At 71.0% G+C, this 22825-nt stretch carries 18 protein-coding genes and 4 pseudogenes; 16 read left to right on the forward strand and 6 right to left on the reverse strand.

Features of this window, described 5'->3' with window-relative positions:
• Positions 1 to 32: 32 nt before the first annotated feature.
• Entirely contained in the window at positions 33 to 521 is a 489-nt protein-coding gene (locus N8I84_RS28795) for a ferritin-like domain-containing protein (protein WP_236041906.1), read from the reverse strand.
• Positions 518 to 1049: pseudogene (locus tag N8I84_RS28800) on the reverse strand (hypothetical protein). Before N8I84_RS28800 ends, N8I84_RS28795 begins: the two are co-directional and overlap by 4 nt.
• A 262-nt stretch (positions 1050 to 1311) precedes the next feature.
• Between N8I84_RS28800 and rimP the strand changes: the two are divergent.
• The 9 genes and pseudogenes from rimP to N8I84_RS28845 all read left to right on the forward strand — a co-directional run bounded on the left by rimP (position 1312) and on the right by N8I84_RS28845 (position 10688).
• A complete protein-coding gene (gene rimP, locus N8I84_RS28805) occupies positions 1312 to 1821 on the forward strand; it encodes a ribosome maturation factor RimP (protein ID WP_263232350.1) in 510 nt (169 codons plus the stop codon).
• A 2-nt stretch (positions 1822 to 1823) separates the two neighbouring features.
• Complete coding sequence (gene nusA, locus N8I84_RS28810) at positions 1824 to 2819, forward strand: transcription termination factor NusA (protein ID WP_263232351.1); 996 nt, start codon at positions 1824 to 1826, stop codon at positions 2817 to 2819.
• 127 nt (positions 2820 to 2946) lie between these two features.
• Positions 2947 to 3258, forward strand: coding sequence for a YlxR family protein (locus tag N8I84_RS28815; RefSeq protein ID WP_263232352.1), 312 nt, complete (start codon positions 2947 to 2949; stop codon positions 3256 to 3258).
• 146 nt (positions 3259 to 3404) lie between these two features.
• Positions 3405 to 6469 (forward strand): annotated as a pseudogene (infB, locus tag N8I84_RS28820) (translation initiation factor IF-2).
• Between the two features lie 863 nt (positions 6470 to 7332).
• Complete coding sequence (locus N8I84_RS28825; RefSeq protein ID WP_200422685.1) at positions 7333 to 7626, forward strand: DUF503 domain-containing protein; 294 nt, start codon at positions 7333 to 7335, stop codon at positions 7624 to 7626.
• A 45-nt stretch (positions 7627 to 7671) separates the two neighbouring features.
• Entirely contained in the window at positions 7672 to 8124 is a 453-nt protein-coding gene (gene rbfA / locus N8I84_RS28830) for a 30S ribosome-binding factor RbfA (RefSeq protein WP_200422686.1), read from the forward strand.
• Positions 8121 to 9026 (forward strand): tRNA pseudouridine(55) synthase TruB, encoded by a 906-nt coding sequence (gene truB / locus N8I84_RS28835; protein WP_263232353.1) that lies wholly within the window; start codon positions 8121 to 8123, stop codon positions 9024 to 9026. The genes rbfA and truB overlap by 4 nt, the downstream gene beginning before the upstream one ends.
• Before the next feature lie 376 nt (positions 9027 to 9402).
• Positions 9403 to 10359, forward strand: coding sequence for a bifunctional riboflavin kinase/FAD synthetase (locus N8I84_RS28840; protein ID WP_263232354.1), 957 nt, complete (start codon positions 9403 to 9405; stop codon positions 10357 to 10359).
• Between the two features lie 98 nt (positions 10360 to 10457).
• The gene (locus tag N8I84_RS28845) at positions 10458 to 10688 is read left to right on the forward strand and encodes a DUF397 domain-containing protein (RefSeq protein WP_103845576.1); all 231 of its coding nucleotides are present in this window, start codon (positions 10458 to 10460) and stop codon (positions 10686 to 10688) included.
• Positions 10689 to 10811: 123 nt separating this feature from the next.
• Here N8I84_RS28845 and N8I84_RS42815 read toward each other — a convergent pair.
• Positions 10812 to 12475: pseudogene (locus tag N8I84_RS42815) on the reverse strand (AAA family ATPase); the annotation flags it as partial.
• A gap of 348 nt (positions 12476 to 12823) precedes the next feature.
• Here N8I84_RS42815 and N8I84_RS28855 point away from each other — a divergent pair.
• The gene (locus N8I84_RS28855) at positions 12824 to 13273 is read left to right on the forward strand and encodes a hypothetical protein (RefSeq protein WP_263235071.1); all 450 of its coding nucleotides are present in this window, start codon (positions 12824 to 12826) and stop codon (positions 13271 to 13273) included.
• Between the two features lie 404 nt (positions 13274 to 13677).
• Here the strand turns inward: N8I84_RS28855 and N8I84_RS42825 are convergent.
• From N8I84_RS42825 to eccE, 3 genes and pseudogenes are all read right to left on the reverse strand, one after another.
• Positions 13678 to 13866, reverse strand: a pseudogene (locus N8I84_RS42825) (SCO5717 family growth-regulating ATPase); the annotation flags it as partial.
• Positions 13867 to 14036: 170 nt separating this feature from the next.
• Entirely contained in the window at positions 14037 to 14879 is an 843-nt protein-coding gene (locus tag N8I84_RS28860; RefSeq protein ID WP_390898957.1) for a hypothetical protein, read from the reverse strand.
• Positions 14879 to 16066: a type VII secretion protein EccE gene (gene eccE, locus N8I84_RS28865; protein WP_313884302.1), complete on the reverse strand. Its 1188-nt coding sequence runs from the start codon at positions 16064 to 16066 to the stop codon at positions 14879 to 14881. The genes N8I84_RS28860 and eccE overlap by 1 nt, the downstream gene beginning before the upstream one ends.
• 660 nt (positions 16067 to 16726) lie before the next feature.
• On the opposite strand from eccE, the gene eccB reads away from it, so the two are divergent.
• The 6 genes from eccB (at position 16727) to N8I84_RS28895 (ending at position 22809) form a co-directional block, all read left to right on the forward strand.
• The gene (gene eccB, locus N8I84_RS28870; RefSeq protein WP_263232356.1) at positions 16727 to 18322 is read left to right on the forward strand and encodes a type VII secretion protein EccB; all 1596 of its coding nucleotides are present in this window, start codon (positions 16727 to 16729) and stop codon (positions 18320 to 18322) included.
• Positions 18323 to 18530: 208 nt separating this feature from the next.
• A complete protein-coding gene (locus N8I84_RS28875; RefSeq protein ID WP_103843682.1) occupies positions 18531 to 18842 on the forward strand; it encodes a WXG100 family type VII secretion target in 312 nt (103 codons plus the stop codon).
• Positions 18843 to 18973: 131 nt separating this feature from the next.
• Positions 18974 to 19261: a WXG100 family type VII secretion target gene (locus tag N8I84_RS28880; RefSeq protein ID WP_263232357.1), complete on the forward strand. Its 288-nt coding sequence runs from the start codon at positions 18974 to 18976 to the stop codon at positions 19259 to 19261.
• 200 nt (positions 19262 to 19461) lie between these two features.
• Positions 19462 to 20817, forward strand: coding sequence for a type VII secretion-associated serine protease mycosin (gene mycP / locus N8I84_RS28885; RefSeq protein ID WP_263232358.1), 1356 nt, complete (start codon positions 19462 to 19464; stop codon positions 20815 to 20817).
• A 65-nt stretch (positions 20818 to 20882) separates the two neighbouring features.
• A complete protein-coding gene (locus tag N8I84_RS28890) occupies positions 20883 to 21230 on the forward strand; it encodes a hypothetical protein (protein WP_263232359.1) in 348 nt (115 codons plus the stop codon).
• A 31-nt stretch (positions 21231 to 21261) separates the two neighbouring features.
• Positions 21262 to 22809, forward strand: coding sequence for a hypothetical protein (locus N8I84_RS28895; protein WP_263232360.1), 1548 nt, complete (start codon positions 21262 to 21264; stop codon positions 22807 to 22809).
• The last annotated feature ends 16 nt before the right edge of the window (positions 22810 to 22825 follow it).

The raw sequence follows: 22825 nt of genomic DNA on the forward strand, positions 1-22825 counted from the left end.
GCTTCGCACGCGTACGGTCGAGTGCGTACGCGTCAGGTTCGCGGTGTCGCCGACGGGGTGGGGGTGGCCGCCGCCCGCTCGGCGAGACCAGGGAAGGCTACGCTCTCGCCGCTCCAGCGCACCGCCCGCACCGCGGCTTCCCGCAGAGCCCCGGCGGCGAAGCCGCGCCGCGCACCCGTCGAGGCCCGCACGAGATCCGAGTACACCCCGGCCACCCGCTCCTCCAGCTCGGCGGCCAGCCGCACGGCGGCGGCGGAGTCGGGCACCGGGAACGGCAGCGCGTACCCGGCCGCGGCGGCGTCCGGCGTGCCGCCCAGGTCCCGTACCGCCCGGGCCAGTTCGTCCCGCCGGGCGCGGTGGGCGTCGTAGGCGGCCAGCGCCTCCGCCCGCCGCGCCTGCTCGATGCGGCCGCCGACGACGCCGTAGCCGTACACGGCGGCGTGTTCGGCGCGCAGGGCGGCGCGCAGAGCCGTCAGCTCGTCGCTCACGGGCGTCGGAGTGCCGGTGCTGCTCGTGCTCACTTTCCGCCCTCCGTCAGCAGGTACGCGTGCGCGGCCCCGGCCGCGGCCACGGACGCCATCAGCCGTGCCAGCTCGCCCGGCACCTCCAGCAACGCCCTGCCGCGCCGGTCGGCCAGGGCGCGCTCCGCCGCGGCCAGACCGGCCAGTGCGGACTTGGCGTCCGCCGGTACGGGGGAGGCGGAGGCCGAGGGGGAGGGGGAGGCGGAGGCGCCGGCCGAGCGGCGGAGGGGGACGCCGGGCGCCGCCCCGCCGCCGAACGCCTGTGCGTGCCGGACGACCTCCGCCCGCAGTGGCCGCAACCGTGCCGCCAGTTCCGGATGGGCGTCGATGACCGCCGCGTACCGCGCCGCCAGTGCCTCGCTGTCCCGGGCCGCACGCGCGCGCGTGCCGGTCGGCTGCCGCCGGGCCGCCGCCCGGGGCGCCCGAATCGGAGGCGCCGGAACAGCCCGCCAGCAGCGCCGCACCCGCGGCCGAGGCGAACAGGCTCCTTCTGCGCAGCGGGGCGCGTGCAGGCGGGGGGAGGGGCACGGCAGACCGTCCTCGGAGGCTTCGGTACGAACGGATGGGCGGGACCCCAACGGATGGGCGGGAGCCCGATGATCACCGTACCCGCGTACCCCGCCCGTGCCTGCCATCGGCTCGGGTCGACAGCGCGCACGCACGCGTGGCGCCCGCCGGACCGCCGTTCGCCGTGCGGCCCAGGTGGACGGCATCACCCCCCTGGACCGGATACCCTTTGACCTGACAGCGACCATCCCACAACAGCACACGCGGCCGAGGAGTCACCCGGATGAGCACCACCCAGAGCGAGAGGCTGCGAGAACTTCTGGAACCGCTCGTCACATCCCAGGGGCTCGATCTCGAGGAGATCGCGGTGGACGCCGTCGGGCGCAAGCGTGTGCTGCGCGTCGTCGTCGACTCCGACACCGGTGCCGACCTGGACCAGATCGCCGATGTGAGCCGCGCGCTCTCGGCGAAGCTCGACGAGACGGACGCGATGGGCGAGGGCGAATACACCCTCGAGGTCGGAACCCCGGGCGCGGAGCGCCTCCTCCAGGAACACCGGCACTACGTACGGGCCCTGGGCCGGCTGGTGAGGTTCCAGTTGGCGGAGGGCGGAGAACTGGTCGCCAGGATTCAGCAGGTCGACGACGACGGTGTCGACCTCGAGGTGCCCGGTGTGAAGGGCCGCAAGGCCACCCCCCGCAGACTCGCCTTCCCGGACATCGCCAGGGCGCGGGTCCAGGTGGAGTTCAGCCGCAAGGACACGAAGGACATGAAGGAAGAGGAGGAGGCGTAGCCGTGGACATCGACATGAGTGCCCTGCGGGGCTTGGTACGGGAGAAGGAGATCTCCTTCGACCTGCTGGTCGAGGCGATCGAGTCGGCCCTCCTCATCGCCTACCACCGCACCGAGGGAAGCCGCCGCCACGCGCGCGTCGAGCTCGACCGGGAGACCGGCCATGTGACCGTGTGGGCGAAGGAGGATCCCGAGGATCTTCAGGAGGGGCAGGAGCCGCGCGAGTTCGACGACACCCCGTCGGGCTTCGGCCGCATCGCCGCCACCACCGCCAAGCAGGTCATCCTGCAGCGTCTGCGCGACGCCGAGGACGACGCGACGCTCGGCGAGTACGCGGGCCGCGAGGGCGACATCGTCACCGGAGTGGTCCAGCAGGGCCGCGACCCGAAGAACGTGCTCGTCGACATCGGCAAGCTCGAGGCCATCCTGCCGGTACAGGAGCAGGCGCCGGGGGAGACGTACGAACACGGCAAGCGCATCCGCTCGTACGTCGTCCGGGTGGCGAAGGGCGTACGCGGTCCGTCCGTCACTCTTTCGCGCACCCACCCCAATCTGGTGAAGAAGCTGTTCGCGCTCGAGGTGCCGGAGATCGCCGACGGCTCCGTGGAGATCGCCGCGATCGCCCGTGAGGCCGGTCACCGTACGAAGATCGCCGTCAGGTCCACCCGTTCGGGTCTGAACGCCAAGGGCGCCTGCATCGGCCCCATGGGCGGCCGTGTGCGCAACGTCATGGGCGAGCTGAACGGTGAGAAGATCGACATCGTCGACTGGTCCGACGACCCGGCCGAGATGGTGGCGAACGCCCTGTCCCCGGCCCGTGTCACCAAGGTGGAGGTCGTGGACCTCGCGGCCCGCTCCGCGCGCGTGACGGTCCCCGACTACCAGCTGTCGCTGGCGATCGGCAAGGAGGGGCAGAACGCCCGTCTGGCGGCCCGGCTGACCGGCTGGCGGATCGACATCCGCCCCGACACCGAACAGCCCGCCGAGAGGCCGGCCTGAGGCGCGTGACCTCGGCCGGGAATAGATCCCGGCCGTGCGACGCTGAGATCACGACAGTTTTGTGTGCAGCAGCTGTTCGACTCTTGCCCCGAAGGGGTGAGGTCGCCGCGGGGAGGTAGACTTAACCGTGTCTGGCCGGACGCACGCCGGAGCATGCCCTGAACGCACCTGTGTGGGGTGCCGGGAGCGAGCGGCCAAGATCGAACTGCTGCGCACCGTGGCGGTCGAGGACGCCTGCGTCCCCGATCCTCGCGGTACGCTGCCCGGCCGGGGTGCGTACGTGCACCCCGCACTGTCCTGTTTCGACCTGGCGGTCCGCCGCCGGGCGTTCCCACGGGCGCTCCGCGTCCCGGGTCCGCTCGACACAAAAGCGTTGCGCCAGTACGTCGAGCAGGAAGACAGTTGTCAGCAGCACCCAGCTGGGCAGGCAACACCGTAAGACGTGCCGCACGGATCCCTGTGCGGTCCTGGTACCTCGCGAGTCGAAAGCAGGTCGAGATTGCGATGAGCACTCGATGAGTACGCGATGAGTACGCCCATGAACTAGCGACGGTCCGGCTTCAACCCGGACCTCAAAGGAGCGAAGTGGCTAAGGTCCGGGTCTACGAACTCGCCAAGGAGTTCGGTGTGGAGAGCAAGGTCGTCATGGCCAAGCTCCAGGAACTCGGTGAATTCGTCCGTTCGGCGTCTTCGACCATCGAAGCGCCCGTAGTACGCAAGCTGACCGACGCCCTCCAGCAGGGCAACGGCGGTGGCGCGAAGTCCGCCGCCCCGCGCAAGGCCTCCCCGGCGAAGCCGGCCGCGCCCTCCCCGGCGCAGGCCGCACGTCCGGCTGCCCCGCGTCCGGCGGCCCCCAAGCCCCCGGCCGCCGAGAAGCCCGCGGCTCCGGCCCCGGGTCCGCGCCCGACGCCGGGCCCCAAGCCCGCGCCGCGGCCCGCCCCGGCGTCCCCGGCTCCGGGTGCCCCGGAGTTCACGGCACCTCCGGCGGCTCCGGCCGCCCCCAGCCCGCGCCCGGGTGCTCGTCCCGGCGCCCCCAAGCCCGGCGCACGTCCGGCCGCGCCCGGTCAGGGGCAGGGCCAGGGCGGTGCCCAGGGCGCTCGTCCCGGCGCCCCGCGTCCGGGTGGCACCGGCGCGCGTCCGGGTGCCCGTCCGGCCGGTCCGCGTCCGGGTAACAACCCCTTCACCTCCGGTGGCTCCACCGGCATGGCGCGCCCGCAGGCGCCCCGTCCGCAGGGCGCGCGTCCGGGTGGTCCCGGCGCTCCCGGCGGCGGTCCGCGTCCGCAGGCCGCGGGCCAGGGCGGTCCCCGTCCGCAGGGTGCGGCCGGTGGCGGTCCGCGTCCGCAGGCTCCGGGCGGTCCGCGCCCGACCCCGGGCTCGATGCCGCGTCCGCAGGGCGGTCCCCGTCCCGGCGGCGGCCCCGGCGGCCCGCGTCCGAACCCCGGCATGATGCCGCAGCGTCCCGCTGCGGGCCCGCGTCCCGGCGGCGGCCCCGGCGGCCGCGGTCCCGGTGGCGGCGGTCGTCCCGGTGGCGGCGGCGGTCGTCCGGGTGGCGGCGGCTTCGCCGCCGTCCGGGTGGCGGTGGCGGCGGCTTCGCCGGCCGTCCTGCCGGTCCCGGTGGCGGTGGCGGCGGTTTCGCCGGTCGTCCGGGTGGTCCCGGTGGCGGTGGCGGCGGTGGCCGTCCCGGCTTCGGTGGCCGTCCCGGCGGTCCCGGTGGCCGTGGTGGCACTCAGGGCGCCTTCGGTCGCCCGGGTGGTCCCGCGCGTCGTGGCCGCAAGTCGAAGCGGCAGAGGCGCCAGGAGTACGAGGCCATGCAGGCCCCGAGCGTCGGCGGCGTGATGCTGCCGCGTGGCAACGGCGAGACCATCCGTCTCTCCCGCGGCGCGTCGCTCACGGACTTCGCGGAGAAGATCAACGCCAACCCGGCGTCCCTCGTCGCGGTCATGATGAACCTCGGCGAGATGGTCACGGCCACGCAGTCCGTCTCCGACGAGACGCTGCAGCTCCTCGCCGACGAGATGAACTACACGGTTCAGATCGTCAGCCCCGAGGAGGAGGACCGCGAGCTGCTCGAGTCCTTCGACATCGAGTTCGGTGAGGACGAGGGCTCCGAGGAGGACCTGGTCGTCCGTCCGCCGGTGGTGACCGTCATGGGTCACGTCGACCACGGTAAGACCCGACTGCTCGACGCCATCCGCAAGACGAACGTCATCGCGGGCGAGGCCGGCGGCATCACCCAGCACATCGGTGCCTACCAGGTCGCGACCGAGGTCAACGACGAAGAGCGCAAGATCACCTTCATCGACACCCCGGGTCACGAGGCGTTCACCGCCATGCGTGCGCGTGGTGCGAAGTCGACCGACATCGCGATCCTGGTCGTCGCGGCCAACGACGGCGTCATGCCGCAGACGGTCGAGGCGCTCAACCACGCCAAGGCGGCCGACGTGCCGATCGTGGTCGCGGTCAACAAGATCGATGTCGAGGGTGCCGACCCGACCAAGGTGCGCGGTCAGCTGACCGAGTACGGCCTGGTGGCCGAGGAGTACGGCGGCGACACCATGTTCGTCGACATCTCCGCCAAGCAGGGTCTGCACATCGACTCGCTGCTGGAGGCCGTGATCCTCACGGCCGACGCCTCGCTCGACCTGCGGGCCAACCCGAACCAGGACGCGCAGGGCATCTCGATCGAGTCCCGCCTCGACCGCGGCCGTGGTGCCGTGGCGACGGTCCTCGTCCAGCGAGGCACGCTGCGGGTCGGCGACACGATGGTCGTGGGCGACGCCTACGGCCGGGTCCGCGCCATGCTCGACGACAACGGCAACAACGTCGCCGAGGCCGGCCCGTCGACGCCGGTCCAGGTCCTGGGCCTGACCAACGTCCCGGGTGCGGGTGACAACTTCCTGGTGGTCGACGAGGACCGTACGGCCCGTCAGATCGCCGAGAAGCGTGCCGCCCGTGAGCGCAACGCGGCCTTCGCGAAGCGCACGCGCCGCGTGTCGCTGGAGGACCTGGACAAGGTGCTCAAGGCCGGCGAGGTCCAGCAGCTGAACCTGATCATCAAGGGTGACGCTTCTGGTTCCGTCGAGGCCCTGGAGTCCTCCCTGCTCCAGCTGGACGTCGGCGAAGAGGTCGACATCCGCGTCCTGCACCGCGGCGTCGGTGCGGTCACGGAGTCCGACATCGACCTGGCGATGGGCTCCGACGCCATCGTGATCGGCTTCAACGTCCGCGCGGCCGGCCGCGCGGCGCAGATGGCCGAGCGCGAGGGTGTGGACGTCCGGTACTACTCGGTCATCTACCAGGCGATCGAGGAGATCGAGGCGGCCCTCAAGGGCATGCTCAAGCCGGAGTTCGAAGAGGTCGAGCTGGGTACGGCGGAGATCCGCGAGGTCTTCAAGTCGTCCAAGCTGGGCAACATCGCCGGTGTCCTCATCCGCTCGGGCGAGGTGCGCCGCAACACCAAGGCCCGCCTCATCCGCGACGGCAAGGTGGTCGCGGAGAACCTCACCATCGAGGGCCTGCGTCGCTTCAAGGACGACGTCACCGAGATCCGCGAAGGCTACGAGGGTGGTATCAACCTCGGAAACTTCAACGACATCAAGGTCGACGACGTCATCGCGACGTACGAGATGCGCGAGAAGCCGCGGGCGTAAGCCCGGGCTCACCGCCGGCCGACGGAACCACGGTTCTGTCGGCCGGCGGTCGCGTGCAGCCGGGCGGTGAGGGGTTTTCGCCCCCGCCGCCCCTTCCCTTCCCGACCCTGGGGGCTGCCGCCCCCAGCCCCGCTGTGGCCCTCGCGGCCTGGTCCTCGGACTCTCCCGGGCTCTTCGAGCAGGGGGCCCTGAATTCTGAATTCGGCCCCCTCCGGCGTTTGAGGAGCGGGGGTCCGGCGGTCGGCCCCCGGGACAGGGCCTGGGGATCGGCGGCCGACCCCTGGGACAGACCTGGGGCGAAGCCTCAGCGGCTTTACCGAGCGTGCTCCGTGAGCGGGTGCCGGGGACTAGTCCCCCGCCCGAGTACGGAGCGCGAAGCCCCGCCCGGGTCCCAGGCGGAGCCCTGGTGGCTTGCAGGGCGGTGCCCCGGCGGGACGCTGTCCCCGTCAGGGTCTGTGGCGGAGCTGTGGCGGGATGCTGTCCGCGTCAGGGTCTGTGGCGGAGTCGTGGCGGGATGCTGTCCGCGTCAGGGTCTGTGGCGGAGTCGTGGCGGGATGCTGTCCGCGTCAGGGTCTGTGGCGGGATGCTGTCCGCGTCAGGGTCTGTGGCGGGTCGCGGCGGGTTGCAAGGAGGGCGGCGGTGCCCCGTGAGGGGTGCTGGGGACCTGGTCCCCGTGTGGGTCCGGGGCGGAGCCCCGGTGGGGTTGAAGGGGCGGAGCCCCTGGAGGACGGGAAGGGTAAGGGCGGCGGGGGCGAGAACAATCCCGTCGAGTGGCCCGCAGGGTTCGTTGTACGGTTTTCGTGTCCCTGCCCGCTCCGACGGCAGGGCCACCGATCCCGTACCGGCGGGTCATCCGGACACACATGTACGTGGGGACCCTGTCCTTCGACCTCCTCCTGGGCGACGTACGGTCGCTGAAGGAGAAGCGTTCCGTCGTCCGCCCGATCGTCGCCGAGCTCCAGCGCAAGTACGCGGTGAGCGCCGCGGAGGTGGACCACATGGATCTCTACCGGCGGGCCGTCATCGGGCTCGCGGCGGTCTCCGGTGACGCGGGGCACCTGACCGACGTACTCGACCGGTGCGAGCGGCTGGTCGCCGGACGCCCCGAGGTGGAGCTGCTGTCCGTCAGACGGCGCCTCCACGGCGATGACGACTGACGACTGACCGAAGAACACAGACAGGAAAGACAGGGAGACGGACCAGTGGCCGACAACGCGCGGGCTAAGAGGCTGGCGGACCTCATCCGAGAGGTGGTGGCCCAGAAGCTGCAGCGCGGGATCAAGGACCCGCGGCTCGGCTCGCACGTCACCATCACGGACACCCGGGTGACGGGCGATCTGAGGGAGGCGACCGTCTTCTACACCGTGTACGGGGACGACGAGGAGCGGAAGGCCGCCGCGGCCGGCCTGGAGAGCGCCAAGGGCATCCTGCGCTCCGAGGTGGGACGCGCCGCCGGCGTGAAGTTCACCCCGACCCTCACCTTCGTCGCGGACGCCCTCCCGGACACCGCCCGGACGATCGAGGACCTCCTCGACAAGGCGCGCGCCTCCGACGCGAAGGTGCGCGAGGCGGCCACGGGCAAGTCGTTCGCCGGTGAGGCCGACCCGTACCGGAAGCCCGGCTCCGACGACGAGACGGACGACACCGCCGAATGACCCAGCAGCACACCACGCCCGACGGCCTCGTCATCGTCGACAAGCCGTCGGGCTTCACTTCGCACGACGTCGTCGCCAAGATGCGCGGGATCGCCAGGACCCGTCGCGTCGGCCACGCCGGCACCCTCGACCCGATGGCGACCGGCGTCCTCGTCCTCGGCGTGGAGAAGGCCACCAAGCTCCTCGGCCACCTCGCACTCACCGAGAAGGAGTACGTGGGCACCGTCCGCCTCGGGCAGACGACGGTCACCGACGACGCCGAAGGGGAGGTCACCTCCTCCACCGACGCCTCCAAGGTCACCCGGGACGCCATCGACGCCGGGATCGCCAAGCTGACCGGCGACATCATGCAGGTGCCGTCCAAGGTCAGCGCCATCAAGATCAACGGCGTACGGTCGTACAAGCGGGCCCGGGACGGCGAGGACTTCGACATCCCGGCCCGGCCGGTCACCGTCTCGTCCTTCGCGGTGTACGACGTCCGGGACGCCGTCGCCGAGGACGGCACCCCGGTGCTCGACCTGCTGGTGTCCGTGGTCTGCTCGTCCGGCACCTACATCCGGGCCCTCGCCCGCGACCTCGGTGCTGACCTGGGCGTCGGCGGCCACCTCACCGCGCTGCGCCGCACCCGGGTGGGGCCGTACAAGCTGGACGCCGCCCGCACCCTGGAGCAGCTCCAGCAGGAGCTGACCGTGATGCCGATCGCCGAGGCCGCCGCGGCCGCCTTCCCGCGCTGGGACGTGGACGCCAAGCGGGCCCGGCTGCTCGCCAACGGCGTGCGGCTGGAGATGCCCGACGAGTACGCGGGCGCGGGCCCCGTCGCCGTCTTCGGCCCCGAAGACCGCCTCCTGGCGCTCGTGGAGGCCCACCGGGGGAAGGCGAAGAGCCTGGCCGTGTTCGGCTGACGTACGCCGTGCCTGCCCGTGGAGCGGCGATCGCGGGGATGCCGGTCGCCGCTCCACGGTCCCCCCTCGGTTCCCCCTCACAGAGGTGTATCCATCCACCCGTATCTATTCACCCCGGGGAGCAGGCGCTCGGAGTGAACCGAGGGAGCGGAAGGGGGCGCGTTCACCGCACGATCGTCCCGGCCGCTGCCACAGGTCCCGCACGGCGGGCGCCTGCCCGCCGTCCACCCCCCGTGATCTGCCTGCCGCCTCCCTTGATACGACGTGCCGCCCGTCACAGCCCCCATGCCGATGCGGGCCGACGCCGCCCGGCATGGCACCCTTAGACCTGCGTACAAGGCAGAGACGGACACGGGTTCGACGAGGAGCGGTCACAGTGCAGCGCTGGCGTGGCTTGGAGGACATCCCCGAGGACTGGGGGCGCAGCGTCGTCACCATCGGCTCCTACGACGGAGTCCACCGCGGTCACCAGCTGATCATCCGGCATGCCGTGGAACGCGCCCGTGAGCTGGGCGTTCCCTCGGTCGTCGTGACCTTCGACCCGCACCCCAGCGAGGTCGTGCGCCCCGGCAGCCACCCGCCGCTGCTCGCCCCGCACCACCGTCGCGCCGAACTGTGCGCCGAACTGGGTGTCGACGCGGTACTCGTCCTGCCCTTCACCACCGAGTTCTCCCGGCTCTCGCCCGCCGACTTCGTGGTCAAGGTGCTGGTGGACAAGCTGCACGCCAAGGCCGTCGTCGAGGGCCCGAACTTCCGCTTCGGCCACAAGGCCGCCGGCAACGTGGAGTTCCTGGCCGAGCAGGGCAAGACCTACGACTTCGAGGTCGAGGTGGTCGATCTCTACGTGACCGGTGAGGCAGGCGGCGGCGAGCCCTTCTCCTCCACCCTGACCCGCCGGCTGATCGCCGAGGGCGACGTCGAGGGCGCGCGCGAGATCCTCGGACGTCCGCACCGGGTGGAGGGCGTGGTGGTACGCGGCGCCCAGCGCGGCCGCGACCTCGGCTACCCGACCGCCAACGTCGAGACGCTCCCGCACACCGCGATCCCGGCCGACGGCGTCTACGCCGGCTGGCTGCAGGTTGAGGGCGAGGCGATGCCGGCTGCGATCTCCGTCGGGACCAACCCCCAGTTCGACGGCACGGAGCGCACCGTGGAGGCGTACGCCATCGACCGGGTGGGACTGGATCTGTACGGGCTGCACGTCGCCGTGGACTTCCTGGCGTTCGTCCGCGGCCAGGCCAAGTTCGACTCGCTGGACGGGTTGCTGGCGCAGATGGCGGAGGACGTGAAGCGCTGCCGTGAACTGATCGCGGCGGCCGGAGACCCCGCCTGAGGACAACGGCCGCGTCCGTTCGCTCCCAAACCCCCCGTCGCCGCCCCCAGTTGTACAATCCCCCTCGTCCGTAAGGTCGGTGGAACGGAGTGGACCCGGTGGCGACCGAGCAGGAGAAGGAAGCGCTGTACGCCATGGACATCAGCGGCGTCGAGTGGGTCGGCTCCCCTGATGGTCCCCAGGACGAGCGGGTGGAGATCGCGTACCTGCCGGGCGGCGCCGTCGCGATGCGCAACTCCGCGGACCCCGACACGGTGCTCCGCTACACCGCGGCGGAGTGGCGGGCGTTCGTACTCGGGGCGCGCGACGGGGAGTTCGACCTGAAGTAGCGCTGAAGCAGTGCTCCCGGAGCGACACCGGGGACGAGTGCGCTCGCGCCGCGACGTACTACGCGAACGCCGGAGGGCCGGCACCGTGAAGGTGCCGGCCCTCCGGCGTTGCGGGCCGGTTCGCTACTGCTGCGTCCAGCCGGGCGGTACGGCGCCTTGCGGGGGCTGGGGCTGCTGCGGGTTCTGGTCCGGGGCCGGCTGTTGCTGCCAGCTCTGGCCCGGTCCGGGCTGCTGTTGCTGCCAGCCCTGCCCCGTTCCGGGCTGCTGCGGGGGCTGCTGCCAGCCCTGACCCGGCTGCGGGGTGCCGCCGGGCTGGGCGTAGGGCTGCTGGGGCTGCTGCGGGGCTGCGTATCCCTGCGGGGGCTGCTGGAAGTGCAGGTTCGGGTTGCCGAAGCCCTGCTGCGTACGGGCGATGTCCTCGGCGACGACGGCCGCGAGGTCGAAGTAGGCCTCGCGGGTCTTGGGACGCATCATGTCGAGGTCCACCTCGGCGCCCGCCGCGAGGTGTTCGTCGAAGGGGATCACGACGACAGCGCGGCAGCGGGTCTCGAAGTGCGCGACGATGTCCTCCACCTTGATCATCTTTCCGGTCTCGCGGACACCGGAGATCACGGTGACCGACCGCTGGACGAGATCGGCGAAGCCGTTGGCCGACAGCCAGTCCAGCGTGGTCGAAGCGCTGCTCGCGCCGTCCACCGAGGGCGTGGAGATGATGATCAACTGGTCGGCGAGGTCAAGGACCCCGCGCATCGCGCTGTAGAGGAGACCGGTGCCCGAGTCCGTGAGGATGATCGGGTACTGCCGGCCCAGTACGTCGAGCGCGGCACGATAGTCCTGGTCGTTGAAGGTCGTGGAGACCGCCGGGTCCACGTCGTTGGCGATGATCTCGAGCCCCGAGGGCGCCTGCGAGGTGAAGCGGCGGATGTCCATGTAGCTGTTCAGCCGCGGGATCTCCTGGACGAGGTCGCGGATGGTGGCGCCCGTCTCGCGCCGCACCCGTCGGCCGAGGGTGCCGGCGTCCGGGTTGGCGTCGATCGCCAGAATCTTGTCCTGGCGCTCGGTGGCGAGCGTGGCGCCGAGCGACATGGTCGTCGTGGTCTTGCCGACGCCGCCCTTGAGGCTGATCACGGCGATCCGGTAGCAGGACATCACCGGCGTACGGATCAGCTCCAGCTTCCGCTGCCGCTCGGCCTCCTCCTTCTTGGCGCCGAACTTGAAGCGGGACGGACCCGTGTTGTTCTTGCGCGCCTTCGGCTGATGGCGGAGCAGCCGGTCGGAGGAGAGCTCCACGGCGGCGTTGTAGCCGAGCGGCGTGCCGGGCGCGGCCTGCTGCTGGGGGCGCCGGGGCCCGCCTGGGGGCCGACCGGGGCGGTCCAGCCCTGGTTGCCGTAGGCGGCGGGAGGCGCAGCGGGAGGCTGCTGGGGCGCCTGTTGCTGCGGCAGCGGCTGTGCCGGCGGCTGCTGCTGGGCCGGGGGCTGCTGGTGCGGGGCGGGCTGCTGCGGCGGGGCGGGCTGGGGGTAGCCGTAGCCGGCCTGTTGGGGCGGAGCCGGTTGCTGGGCCGGGGGCTGCTGGTGCGGGGCGGGCTGCTGAGGCGGGGCGGGCTGGGGGTAGCCGTAGCCGGCCTGCTGGGGCGGGTAACCGTAGCCGACCGGTCCGGGCTGTTGCTGCGGCAGCGGCTGGGCCGGCGGCTGCGGGTAGCCGTATCCGGCGGCCTGCGGCTGCGGGGGCTGGGGCGCCTGCCGCGGGTCCCCCGGTGCGGGGTGCCCGCCCTGCGCCGGGTACGCGGGAGGCTGGGCTGGGTACACGGGAGGCTGAGCCGGGCCGAACGTGCCCTGTGGAGGCGTCGGGTACCCGGGCTGCCCGGGTACCGGCTGGACGGGCGGCTGCGGGTAGCCGTATCCGGCGGCCTGCGCGGCTGCCGCCGCGGCCCGCTGGTCCGGCTGCCCTGCCTGCTGCGGTGACCCCTGAGCGGGCTGTGCGGGCACGTAGCCCTGGGGCAGCGGCGGAAGCTCCTGACCGGCCTGGGGCTGACCGGCCTGGGGCGCGGTGGGGGCCTGTGCAGCGGGCGCCGCCTGTGGCTGCGCTCCTGCGCGGCGGGCGCGGGCGCGGCTTCGGGAGCGGCGGGCGCCGGCTCCGTGTCCGCCTCTGTTTCCGGCTCTGCCTCCCCGGTCGCCGACGGGACCGCGGCATCGGTCCGCGCGGCGGATTCCGCATCGGAACGGGCGTCCGCCGTCTCGTCGCCCTCCGGACCGGAGACCGCGGATCCGGCGGAGTCATCCGACTCCGGCTGGTCGTTCCGCCCCTCCTCCGGCTTCTCCTCGTCGTCGGCTCCGCCGAACAGCCTCGCCGCCTCGGCGTCGGCGGCGGCATGGTTGAGCTCCGCCGTCGACGGCTCGGGCATCGACTGCCCGGCCATCGACTGCCCGGCCATCGGCTGTGCGGCCATCGGCTGTGCGGAGGCGGGCTGTTGGGGAGCGCTAGCCGCCGGGGCAGCGGCCTGGGACGGGGCGGCCTGGGCGTCCTCGTCGACCGGCCGCAGCACGGGGAAGCCGGGCGCGGGCGGCTGGGCCGGCGCCTGGGGCTGAGGCCGTCCGTGACCGACCGACGTGTCCTGGCCCTGCTGGGGTGCGCCCGCTCCCGTCTGCTGGGGGTAGCCGTATGCCCCGGGCGCCGACGCGCCTCCCGCCGTCTGCGGGGCGCTCGGAGCGGACTGCTGCTGCGGAAAACCGTAGCCACCCGTGCTGTTCTGGTCCGCCCCGGGCAAGCCCTGCGCGGGCGGCTGCGGAGCACCCTGGGCGTACGGCTGTGCCGGCGCGGTGGCCTGGGGTGCGGGAGCCGGTTGTGCGGGAGGCTGGGGTGCGGGAGCCTGCGGTGCGGGGCCGCCCGGGGGTCCCGTGGGTGGTCCGACGGGTGGGCCGGGCGGCGGAGGCGGCGCGGCCGGCCCGGCGTCGTGCTGTCCGCCGGCCGTGGAGCCACCCTGCGTGCTTTGGGCATACCAGGCGGGAGGGGTGTAGACGATTTCGAACTCGCCGGTGAGGTCCACGTCTTGATCGTCCCCGTCCGAGGACGGGCTGCCGCCGTTGTACTCGGACCGATCGCTGTTCACTGCTTGCCTCCTGGTCAGCCACTGCTGCTGAGTTGGTCGTCGCGGCCGGGCGGACCGAGTGGCGATTCCCACGCGGCTGCGATCGTCACCGCATCACCAGAAGAGACTAATCACTTGGATCGCGGTACGGAAAAGTGACTGTCGACCCGACCGGCAGGCACCGCGATCCGGGGACGACAAGGCGTCGGACGAGCCGCCGACGAGCCGCCGACGAGCCGCCGGGCGAGCCGTCGGACGACGCGTCAGTCCATACGGCGGGCCACGCCCAGCAGGCCTGTCTCCGCATCGGTGGGCTCGGTCATGACGAACTTGCGATGCTTGCGGGTGCACCACAGGGCGACGCCGTCGTAAAGCGTGGGCAGCAGCTGGAGATGCTCGTCCGGAATGCCCAGGGTGTCGCGCACGATCTCGGTCTCCTGGGGCGAGATGCGCTGGATTCCGACCAGTTGGGCCTGGGCCAGCCAACGCGGCGCGTGCTCGCCGACGAACGGCAGCACCGTCACCACGGCCTGCCACGGCAGGGAGGTGACCCGCCCGCGAGGCGGACGAACGCCGCAGTCCCGGATCAGCACGACCGGGCTCGAGACGGAGGGTCCCTGCGCGGGCACCCGTCCGACCGGATAGACCGTCACACACTGCTGGCCGCCACCCGCGACCTGGGCCAACTGCTGCCAGGCCTGCGGACGGCCCGTCTCGACGCCCACACGTGCCCCCGTAGCGGCGGCGCGCAGCGCCAGCACCTGGGCGAGCCAGAGGCCGCCCACGAGCACGACGTCGAAGGGGGTGGGACGGGACAGACCGAGCACGGCCGGCTGCGACTCCGGGTCGGAACCGATGATCACGCCGTCGTCACCGATCGGCATGCTGATGGCCGCGAGCTCGTCGACGGTGACGACATGGCGGTTCCGGCGCGGGCCGCGCAGCCCGAACCCCGGGCTGAAGATGCGCCGTTGCTGCTGCGAGGACTCCGGCTGCCGGATGATGGGGATCATGCCGGTGTCGGTGGGCGAGGCCACGTGCGCCGGCGTGCGTCCGGTGGCCCGGCCGTGCTGCCGCGGGTCCGTGGCCGTGGCGGGGTGGGACATCAGTACGTACCTCCGAGCGGCAAAGTGGCGAGAGCTCCGGGGACCTGCTCCCGGTCGAGGCGGACCAGACCGACCTTCGCGGCACTCGCGGCCCGCTCCAACTCACGAGCCACCTCGTCGAGTTCGCTGTCCCCACGGGCGGTGACGCGCAGGTGCCCGGCCAGGGAGACGCCCCGGCTGCCGGCCTTGCCCAGCGTCACGCTGAATGTCGTGGCGAGCACCGGGAGCGAGGTGAACCGCGTGATCAGCTCGGGCAGCGCCACGCCCCCGTTCCCCAACTGCGGCCAGCGGGAGAGCCAGTACGTCGTGTGCCACCGGTCGTCGACCCGCCAGCTCCGTACCGACTCGACCGTACGCCGCTGGGGGGAGCGCCCGTCCTGGGCGTGCTGCGCGTTGGCCCGCGGGTTCAGACAGCTGGACGTCGCGAGCGCCTGTACCAGCTCGGTCTCGTCCAGGATGGTCGCCTGGAAGCCGGCCCCGGCCAGCCGGCTCGCCAGCTGGTCCGCCACCCGCAGCAGAGCGCGCTGCGCCCCGGGAACGCCGTCCCCGCGTGCCTGGACCGCCTCCGGGCACAGTTCCGGGTCGAGCTTGAGGGCGACCCAGGTGAGCCGGAGCGCGGGCGAACCCGTCTGCGCCTGAAGGGGGCCGTACGACCGCGCGGCGACCGACTGCTGGGGCAGATGCGGTGCCGGCGCCGGCTGGGTGTGTTGCACGACCTGTGCGGACGCCAGACGGATCCCGTCGACCTCCAGCGCCTCTTGGACCAGGTGCAGCGGCAGTTGCCGCCCTGCGGACTCGGGACGCAGCGGCTGGTCCGCCGGTTGCACGAAGAGCACGGTGGTCAGGAAGGTCCCGTCACCGATCATGCCGATCGAGCGATCGTCGCGGGACACGAAGCGGTACGTCCGCAGGGCCGGGTCGCACTCGACGGTGGGGGCCAGCATCGGGTCCGTCCCGGGCGGGACGGGCAGCTTGGCTTCGCGTCGACGGCGCCTGAGGGCGCGCGTCGTCTCGTACCACTCGGGCAGCGGGCGGCGGCCCCGGCGCAGGACCGCCAGGAGCAACAGCAGCGCCGCCACCCCACCGGCCGGGGCCAGCAGCCAGGACGCGTCCGCGGCCCAGGCGGCCAGCATGACGGCCGCCGCGAGCTCCACCAGGATGAGCTGCTGCAGCCGCAGCGGGCCCATACCTCCCGGGCTGGGCAGCATGCGCGGCGACGCGGCGGCGGGGGCCGGAGCCGCCCGCGTCTGCGGCCCGGACCGTCCTGTTGCTGCTGTGCGCGGCCTCCGCGCCGAGTGCTCGTAGCGCTGGTCATCCCCCGGGACATCCCTTTCGCGAAGTAGTGGCCATATGTCGGGCGGAGATCCTCTGTTGGAGATCCCGGCGACGGGCCAGGGGCACCGATGGCCCACATCATCCATGCGAGTGGCTCACGGTACCCGCTGCTGCACGCGGGCGGACACAGGGGACACCGAAACCCCAGGTGGCCAGCCTTTCACGGACCGGCCGCGCATGGTGGGGCGCAGGGGTTGAGGCTCTGTGAAGATGCGGGGCCGCCACGTACCTGATGGAACGTCGCCTGGTGGCACAGGGCATAGTAAGTGCCTGCTCGGCCGAGTCGACCTTTCGAGCACATCGAGCGGCTTCGTCGGGCAGTTCCATCGAGCAGTTGAATCGAGCGGCTGGATCGAGGAGCTCCGTCGGGCAGTTGGATCGAGCGGCCGGATCGGCGGTTGGTATCGAGCAGCTGGATCGACAGCTGGATCGAGCACGACAACTGAGCACGACAACTGAGCACCACTACCGAGCACCACGTCGAGCATCACACAACGGGAGACCTGGGGACCATGGCAAAGCGTCGCGATGAGCTCGCTGCCTACACGTTCGCTCGCAAGCGCACCGTCGCGGCGTTCCTGGCGCCATCGCCGGGGGGCTCGGACGAAGGCGCGCCGCGTCCCATGCAGACGGTGATGCCCAGCCTCGCGGTGGGCGTCGTGCTGGTGGTGGGCTTCATCGCCTGGGGCGTGATCAAGCCGTCGGCGCCGGCGGGCTGGGACACTCCCGGCGAGTACATCATCGTCGACAGCGACTCCACGACGCGCTACGTCGTCCTCAAGGACAAGGCGACGAACGGCAAGGAGATCCCGACACTCCACCCCGTCCTCAACTACGCCTCCGCAAAGCTCCTCCTGGACAAGGGCAAGGGCAGCGTCATCGAGGTTCCCGGCAAGGAGATCGACAAGAGCGGCATCCCGCACGGCGCGACCCTCGGCATCCCGTACGCCCCCGACCGGCTGCCTGCTGCGGCGGACGCGGAGAAGGCGAAGACCTGGGCGGTGTGCGAGCGGCCGGCCCCCGGATCGAACGACGCCATCGACCGTGCCGTCTTCGTCCTCGACGCCGACGACGCGAAGGCGCTGGGGAACGAGGGGAAGGTCGACGCCAGCGAGGCGCTGTACGTCGTCGACCCCAAGACCTCACGGGAGTACCTGGTCGACGGCAAGGGCAACGCCTTCCTGCTGGGCGGCCCGGCGGGGCTCGACAGCACCACCATGGAGCAGCTGCGCGCCGCGGTCATCGGCACCACGGCCAAGCCGCAACCGGTGAGCCAGCAGTGGCTGCACACCCTCAACGAGGGCGGCGTCATCACCTTCCCGCAGGTTCCGTCCGCCGGACAGCCGACCTCGGTCTCGGGGCTCCCCCAGGACGCGCGGACGGTGGGCCGGGTGCTCAAGGCTCAGGACGCGCAGGGCACCCAGTACTACGTCGTCCTGCGGGACCGGGTCGCCGCCATCACGCCGTTCGTGGCCAGCCTGCTCAAGAGTGCGCCCTCCGCCAAGCTGGCGTACGGGACGGACACGATCAGCGACATCCGCGTCGACACCCCGGACATCATCGCGGCCAACGGCGGCCAGGCGGACGCCTTCTACGCGGACAAGGGCTGGCCCCAGACCGTTCCCCGGCAGGCCAACCCCGCGGCGACGGCGACCGGGGAGGCCCGCACCACCTCGTGCAGTGTCTACAACGGCACCATCGGTGAGGACCGGAAGCCGCAACTCGCCGCCTGGGCCGGCACGGCCTACCCGAAGAAGGTCGTCGCGGATTCGCTGAGCGCCTACGTCTCGTCCGGCTCCGGGCTGCTCTTCCAGGAGGTCACGGGGACGGCGCAGGGAGGCGGTGCGACGTACCTGCTGACGGACACGGGCCTGCGCTACTCCCTGCCGTCGAACAACGACAGCGCCGCGCAGGGCGGCGCCGGTTCGTCCTCTTCGGGAGACGCGAGTTCCTCGTCGGAGGGGGCGAGCGAGACGGACAAGGCACGCACCCGGTTGGGCTACGAGAAGGTGTCCAACCCCGCGGTTGTACCGCAGACTTGGGCGACGTTCATCCCGAAGGGCCCCACCTTGGACACCGGCAGCGCGTCACAGCCGCAGAGTCAGTGACAGGCCAACTGGCCGAAAAGAGGCGCCACTTGGCCGTAGTGGATCACAGGATCATCGCTCAACTGTGTGAACCCTGTAACGCATAGGCCTTGCTTGTGGATGTGTGACGGCCGGACGATAGAGTGCTTTCAGCGCTCACGGATGGGCCGCTTCTCCGGGTACTGGTGCAGGTTTCCCGGATCAACGACGACATGGGGGAAGGTTCAACATGGCCGGCCAGTTCCGGGTAACAGAAGATGAACTGACCAAGCTCTCCGGCGACATCAACACCGTGAACGGTCAGCTTCAGGGCGAGATCCGCCGCCTCAACGGAGTGATCGACCAGATCGCGGGCGGCTGGCAGGGCCAGGCGGCCCAGTCCTACCACCAGCTGCAGGAACGGTGGAACGCGGACGCGAAGAGGATGAGCGACATCCTCAACGACATCAAGGAAGCCGTGGACTCCACGCGGAGCAACTACTCCGCGTCGGAAGAGCAGCAGAACTCCGAGATCAGCAAGATCATGTCCGACTTCGGCTGAGCCGAACGCTCAGGACTCGACTCTTCCTGCTCTCCAGAGCTCTTCACCACTTTCCGCGGTGGTCGCCGGTTGCCGCCGATTGTGACCGGTTGCCACCGATTTCCTTCGACTCTTCCTGAAAGGGAACGACGATGTCGGGCATCCTCGTAAATTACGCCACCATCACCAACGCGTCCTCGGACGTGCGCTCCACCGCCGGTCGTATCAAGCAGCAGCTCGACGACCTCGAGGCCGCGGTCAAGCGCGTCGCCAGCACCTGGGAAGGCGAGGCCCAGGAGGGCTACCAGCGCAAGCAGCGCGAGTGGGACAAGACCGCCGCGGACCTGCACGCTACGCTGCTGAAGATCGCCGCGGCCCTCCAGAACGCGGCCGAGAACTACCAGGCCACCGAGAAGAGCAACGCCTCGACCTGGGGCTGAGCCGTCGGCGGCCCGAGGGACATGAGATGAGGAGAATCGGCCCAGCCGACGCCACGGCGTCCGCTGGGCCGAGCCCTTGTCCGGGGCCGGTGCACAGTAAATCCCTGGAATCTGCACACGCGTCGGCGCATCTTCACCTACGTACACATGACCAAGCTTCGAAGGAAGCAAGGAAGCAAGAAAGCCCTCAGGGCGTGAACATGGGGGACCTGAACATGCGGGGCACGACCGCTCGTTCGCGTAGCCGCACCGCTGGAACCGCCGCCGTACGGCGGGCCTTCGGCGTGCTCGCAGCCACGGGAATCTGCCTCGCACCGGGTACGTCGGCAGTGGCCGTCCCGGCGCCGGCCGGAGTGCCGGCGCCCACCCACCTCACCGACTCGGACCCCGGCTCCGGCGACACGGCCACGACCGAGTGCACGTTCGGCGGCCCCGTCATCAAGTCCACGCCGTGGTCACTCCAGCGGATCCTCCTGGACCAGCTGCGCGCACAGGCGACGGGCAAGGGCGTCACGGTCGCGGTGATCGACACGGGCGTGGACAGCTCCAACCGCCAGCTGAGCGCAGCCGTGACGTCAGGCAGCAAGTCCTACGTCGGCGGCTCCGGCACCCAGGACCTGGAAGGCCACGGCACGCGGGTGGCGGGCATCATCGCGGCTCGCCCGATGAAGGGCACGGGCTTCGAGGGCATCGCTCCGGACGCCAAGATCCTTTCTCTCCGCTACACGGGCGGGGAGAACAAGCAGGGCAACTCGGGGACGATGGCCTCGGCGATTCGCGACGCGGTCGCCAAGGGCGCGGACATCATCAACATCTCCTCGGACACCGCGAACAAGAAGGACGACCCCACCCTGCGGAGCGCGGTGGCAGCGGCCGTGAACGCGGGCGCCCTGATCGTTGCCGCCGCAGGCAACGACGGAGCCGACGGTGCATCCGCGGACACGTTTCCGGCTTCGTACCCGGGCGTCCTGGCGGTGGCGGCCTCCGACCGCAACGACGAACGAGCCTTCTTCTCACAGGCCGGCGACTTCGTCGACGTCGCGGCACCGGGCGTCGGCATGGTCTCCACGGTCCCGAAGGGCGGCCAGTGCACCGCCGACGGCACGAGCTTCGCGGCCCCGTACGTCGCGGGCGTGGCGGCCCTGCTGAAGGAGAAGCACCCGAACTGGACGGCGACCCAGATCGCCACCCGCATCGAGCAAACGGCTCAGCGGCCGGGGCGTGGTCCGAACCGCTTCATCGGGTGGGGGGTTGTCGACCCGGTCGCCGCACTGTCGGACGACTCGACACCGGGCTCGTCCCCGACACCGGATCCGCCGGTGAAGGCCGGGTCTGGCGGAGTCATTCCGATGGCGGTGACGATGGGGGAGAGCGAGGCGGAACGGCAACGCCGGATCGCCGTATACGTGTTGGGTGTCGGACTGCTCTTGGTGGGCGTGGCCGCGGGGAGCGGGGTGGCTGTGCGGGATTGGCGGAGTAAGCGGGACGGCCGGGACGGATCGGGCGGCCGGGCTGGACGGCCTGGCCGTGTCGGGCGCGCTGGGCTGTCGGGCTAGTCGATGACTTGGGCGCCGGGAGGCCGGCGCCGACAACTTTCAAACAGGGGAGAGGACAACGGGGTATGAGCAACGGAATGCGGGTCGATCTGAGCGCGCTGGATGAGGTCATCCGCAAGCTCAATGGCCTTCTGTCGGACATGGACAACGCCCACAACAAGGCCAAGTACCAGACGGACATCCCGAGCACTGCGTTCGGCAGCATGAAGTTCCTGGAGTCGAACGACCTTCATGACGCCCACCAAAAGCAGAAGACCCGGATCGAAACCATGATCAAGGACCTGCACCAGCTGATCGACGACTTCAGCACGAGCACTTCCAAGGTCAGGGACAAGTACAACAACCAGGAGCACGCGAACAAGCAGGGTGTGAGTGCTGCTCCCAACGGCGGGTCCACGGGGTCGGCCTACTAAGCGGCCACACTGACGAAGGGGGAGTGCGACGATGGTCTACGGCGGCGAGTACTACAACAACCCTGAGTACATCAAGGCTCAGGAGCAGGCGCGAGAGCAGAGGATCAAGGACAAGCACGACGAGAAGCTGGAATCGCTGCCCAACGGAGGTATGGGCGGCCCGGACCGCAGCGAGATCAAGACGCCCTTCATGAAGATGGGCATCCCTGCGCTGCGCTCCATGATCCTGGACGCGGACCCCAACCGAATCTACGAGGTCAGCCAGCACTGGAAGTCGGTCCACAACATCCTGTCCGGCGGCGACGGTGATGCGAAGAGCGGCGGCGTGGACCAGGTTTCCGCGAAGGACAGCGTCGCGGGCATGATGCAGAGCGCGGTCGAGAACGTCCTGGAGCACTGGGAGGGCGAAGCGGCCGAAGCATTCCGCAAGAAGGCCAACGAGATCCTGCAGAACATCCGGAACGGGGCTGCGTGGGCCAACTACTACGGCGAAACCATGCATGCAGTCCAGAACGACCTGCGGAACTCTATGGAGAAGATGCGGGACGTCAAAGAACCGTCCGGCTGGGACAGGGCCTGGGACAAGCTTACGGACGACGATCGCAGCGATAAGCAGCTTCTGGAAGACATCAACAGGGGCGTGAGTACGGACGCTGCGCGCCAGGCGAACGCCGACTCTTTGTCGAAGGGCAAGGAGGAGCAGCTCAAGGGCGTGGCGATCATGGAGCAGCTGGCGGTCAACTACAAGGCGTATGCCCAGAGGCAGCCTTACGATGCTGGTAAAGAGGACCCGTTCGCCCCTCCGAACCCGAATACGCCGATGCCTCCCCCTATCACCATGCCCCCTACTGGCGGCTCAGGCCCCCGTACCGGAGGCAGCACCGCTAAGCCGTGGAGCGCAGGGCCGACCACCAGCATCAAGCCAGCTCCCACGGTGCCCCTGCCCCGTGACAACGGCATAACGGGCGGAACACAACTCCCGTCGGGCGGAACGCAACTCCCGAGTGCCAGGACGAACGTGGACAGCATCACCCCCGGTCTGACGGGACCCACTCCTGGCACTGGCCCTGTCGGAGTCGGCGGCGGTGGCGTCGGAATCGGCACCGGCGGGGCTCAGGGCCCAGGCATTGTGGCTCCTGCAGGAGGACTTGGTGTCGGCGGCAGTACTGCGGGTCGTGGCGGCATCGGAGGTTTGGGTGCTCGCGGTGGAGTGACCGGTGGCGGTGCGACAGCAGGTCGTGGCGTCGGCGGCCGAGCTGGCATGGGCGGCATGGGCGGCGGAGCCGGCGCGGCTGGCCGAGGCAGTGCCAGCGCTGGCGGTCGTGGAGCCCTCGCAAGGTCCCGCGGCGGTGTGGTCGGCGCGGCCAAGGGCGTCGGCAAGGGTGCCGGTGGTGGTGCAGGCTTGCACGGGAGCCGGGGCGGAACGCAGGCGGCAGGTGCTGGTGGAGCGGGCGGCAAGGGGCGACGGTCCGAGAAGGAGAACAGTCAGGGCGACCGGCCCGACTACTTGGTCGAGGACGAAGAGACCTGGATCTCGGAAGAGGACCGCAATCGGAACGTACCGCGAACTATCGAGTAAGCCAGCAAACGGGCCG

Source organism: Streptomyces cynarae, from assembly GCF_025642135.1.
GTDB lineage: Bacteria > Actinomycetota > Actinomycetes > Streptomycetales > Streptomycetaceae > Streptomyces > Streptomyces cynarae.

What these genes read in the sequence shown, in the direction of transcription:
- rimP (WP_263232350.1), top strand. Translation starts at nt 1,312, where the DNA reads ATGAGCACCACCCAGAGCGAGAGGCTGCGAGAACTTCTGGAACCGCTC.
- N8I84_RS28825 (WP_200422685.1), top strand. Translation starts at nt 7,333, where the DNA reads ATGTACGTGGGGACCCTGTCCTTCGACCTCCTCCTGGGCGACGTACGG.
- truB (WP_263232353.1), top strand. Translation starts at nt 8,121, where the DNA reads ATGACCCAGCAGCACACCACGCCCGACGGCCTCGTCATCGTCGACAAG.
- N8I84_RS28860 (WP_390898957.1), bottom strand. Translation starts at nt 14,879, where the DNA reads ATGTCCCACCCCGCCACGGCCACGGACCCGCGGCAGCACGGCCGGGCC.
- eccE (WP_313884302.1), bottom strand. Translation starts at nt 16,066, where the DNA reads ATGGGCCCGCTGCGGCTGCAGCAGCTCATCCTGGTGGAGCTCGCGGCG.
- eccB (WP_263232356.1), top strand. Translation starts at nt 16,727, where the DNA reads ATGGCAAAGCGTCGCGATGAGCTCGCTGCCTACACGTTCGCTCGCAAG.
- N8I84_RS28875 (WP_103843682.1), top strand. Translation starts at nt 18,531, where the DNA reads ATGGCCGGCCAGTTCCGGGTAACAGAAGATGAACTGACCAAGCTCTCC.
- N8I84_RS28880 (WP_263232357.1), top strand. Translation starts at nt 18,974, where the DNA reads ATGTCGGGCATCCTCGTAAATTACGCCACCATCACCAACGCGTCCTCG.
- mycP (WP_263232358.1), top strand. Translation starts at nt 19,462, where the DNA reads ATGGGGGACCTGAACATGCGGGGCACGACCGCTCGTTCGCGTAGCCGC.
- N8I84_RS28890 (WP_263232359.1), top strand. Translation starts at nt 20,883, where the DNA reads ATGAGCAACGGAATGCGGGTCGATCTGAGCGCGCTGGATGAGGTCATC.
- N8I84_RS28895 (WP_263232360.1), top strand. Translation starts at nt 21,262, where the DNA reads ATGGTCTACGGCGGCGAGTACTACAACAACCCTGAGTACATCAAGGCT.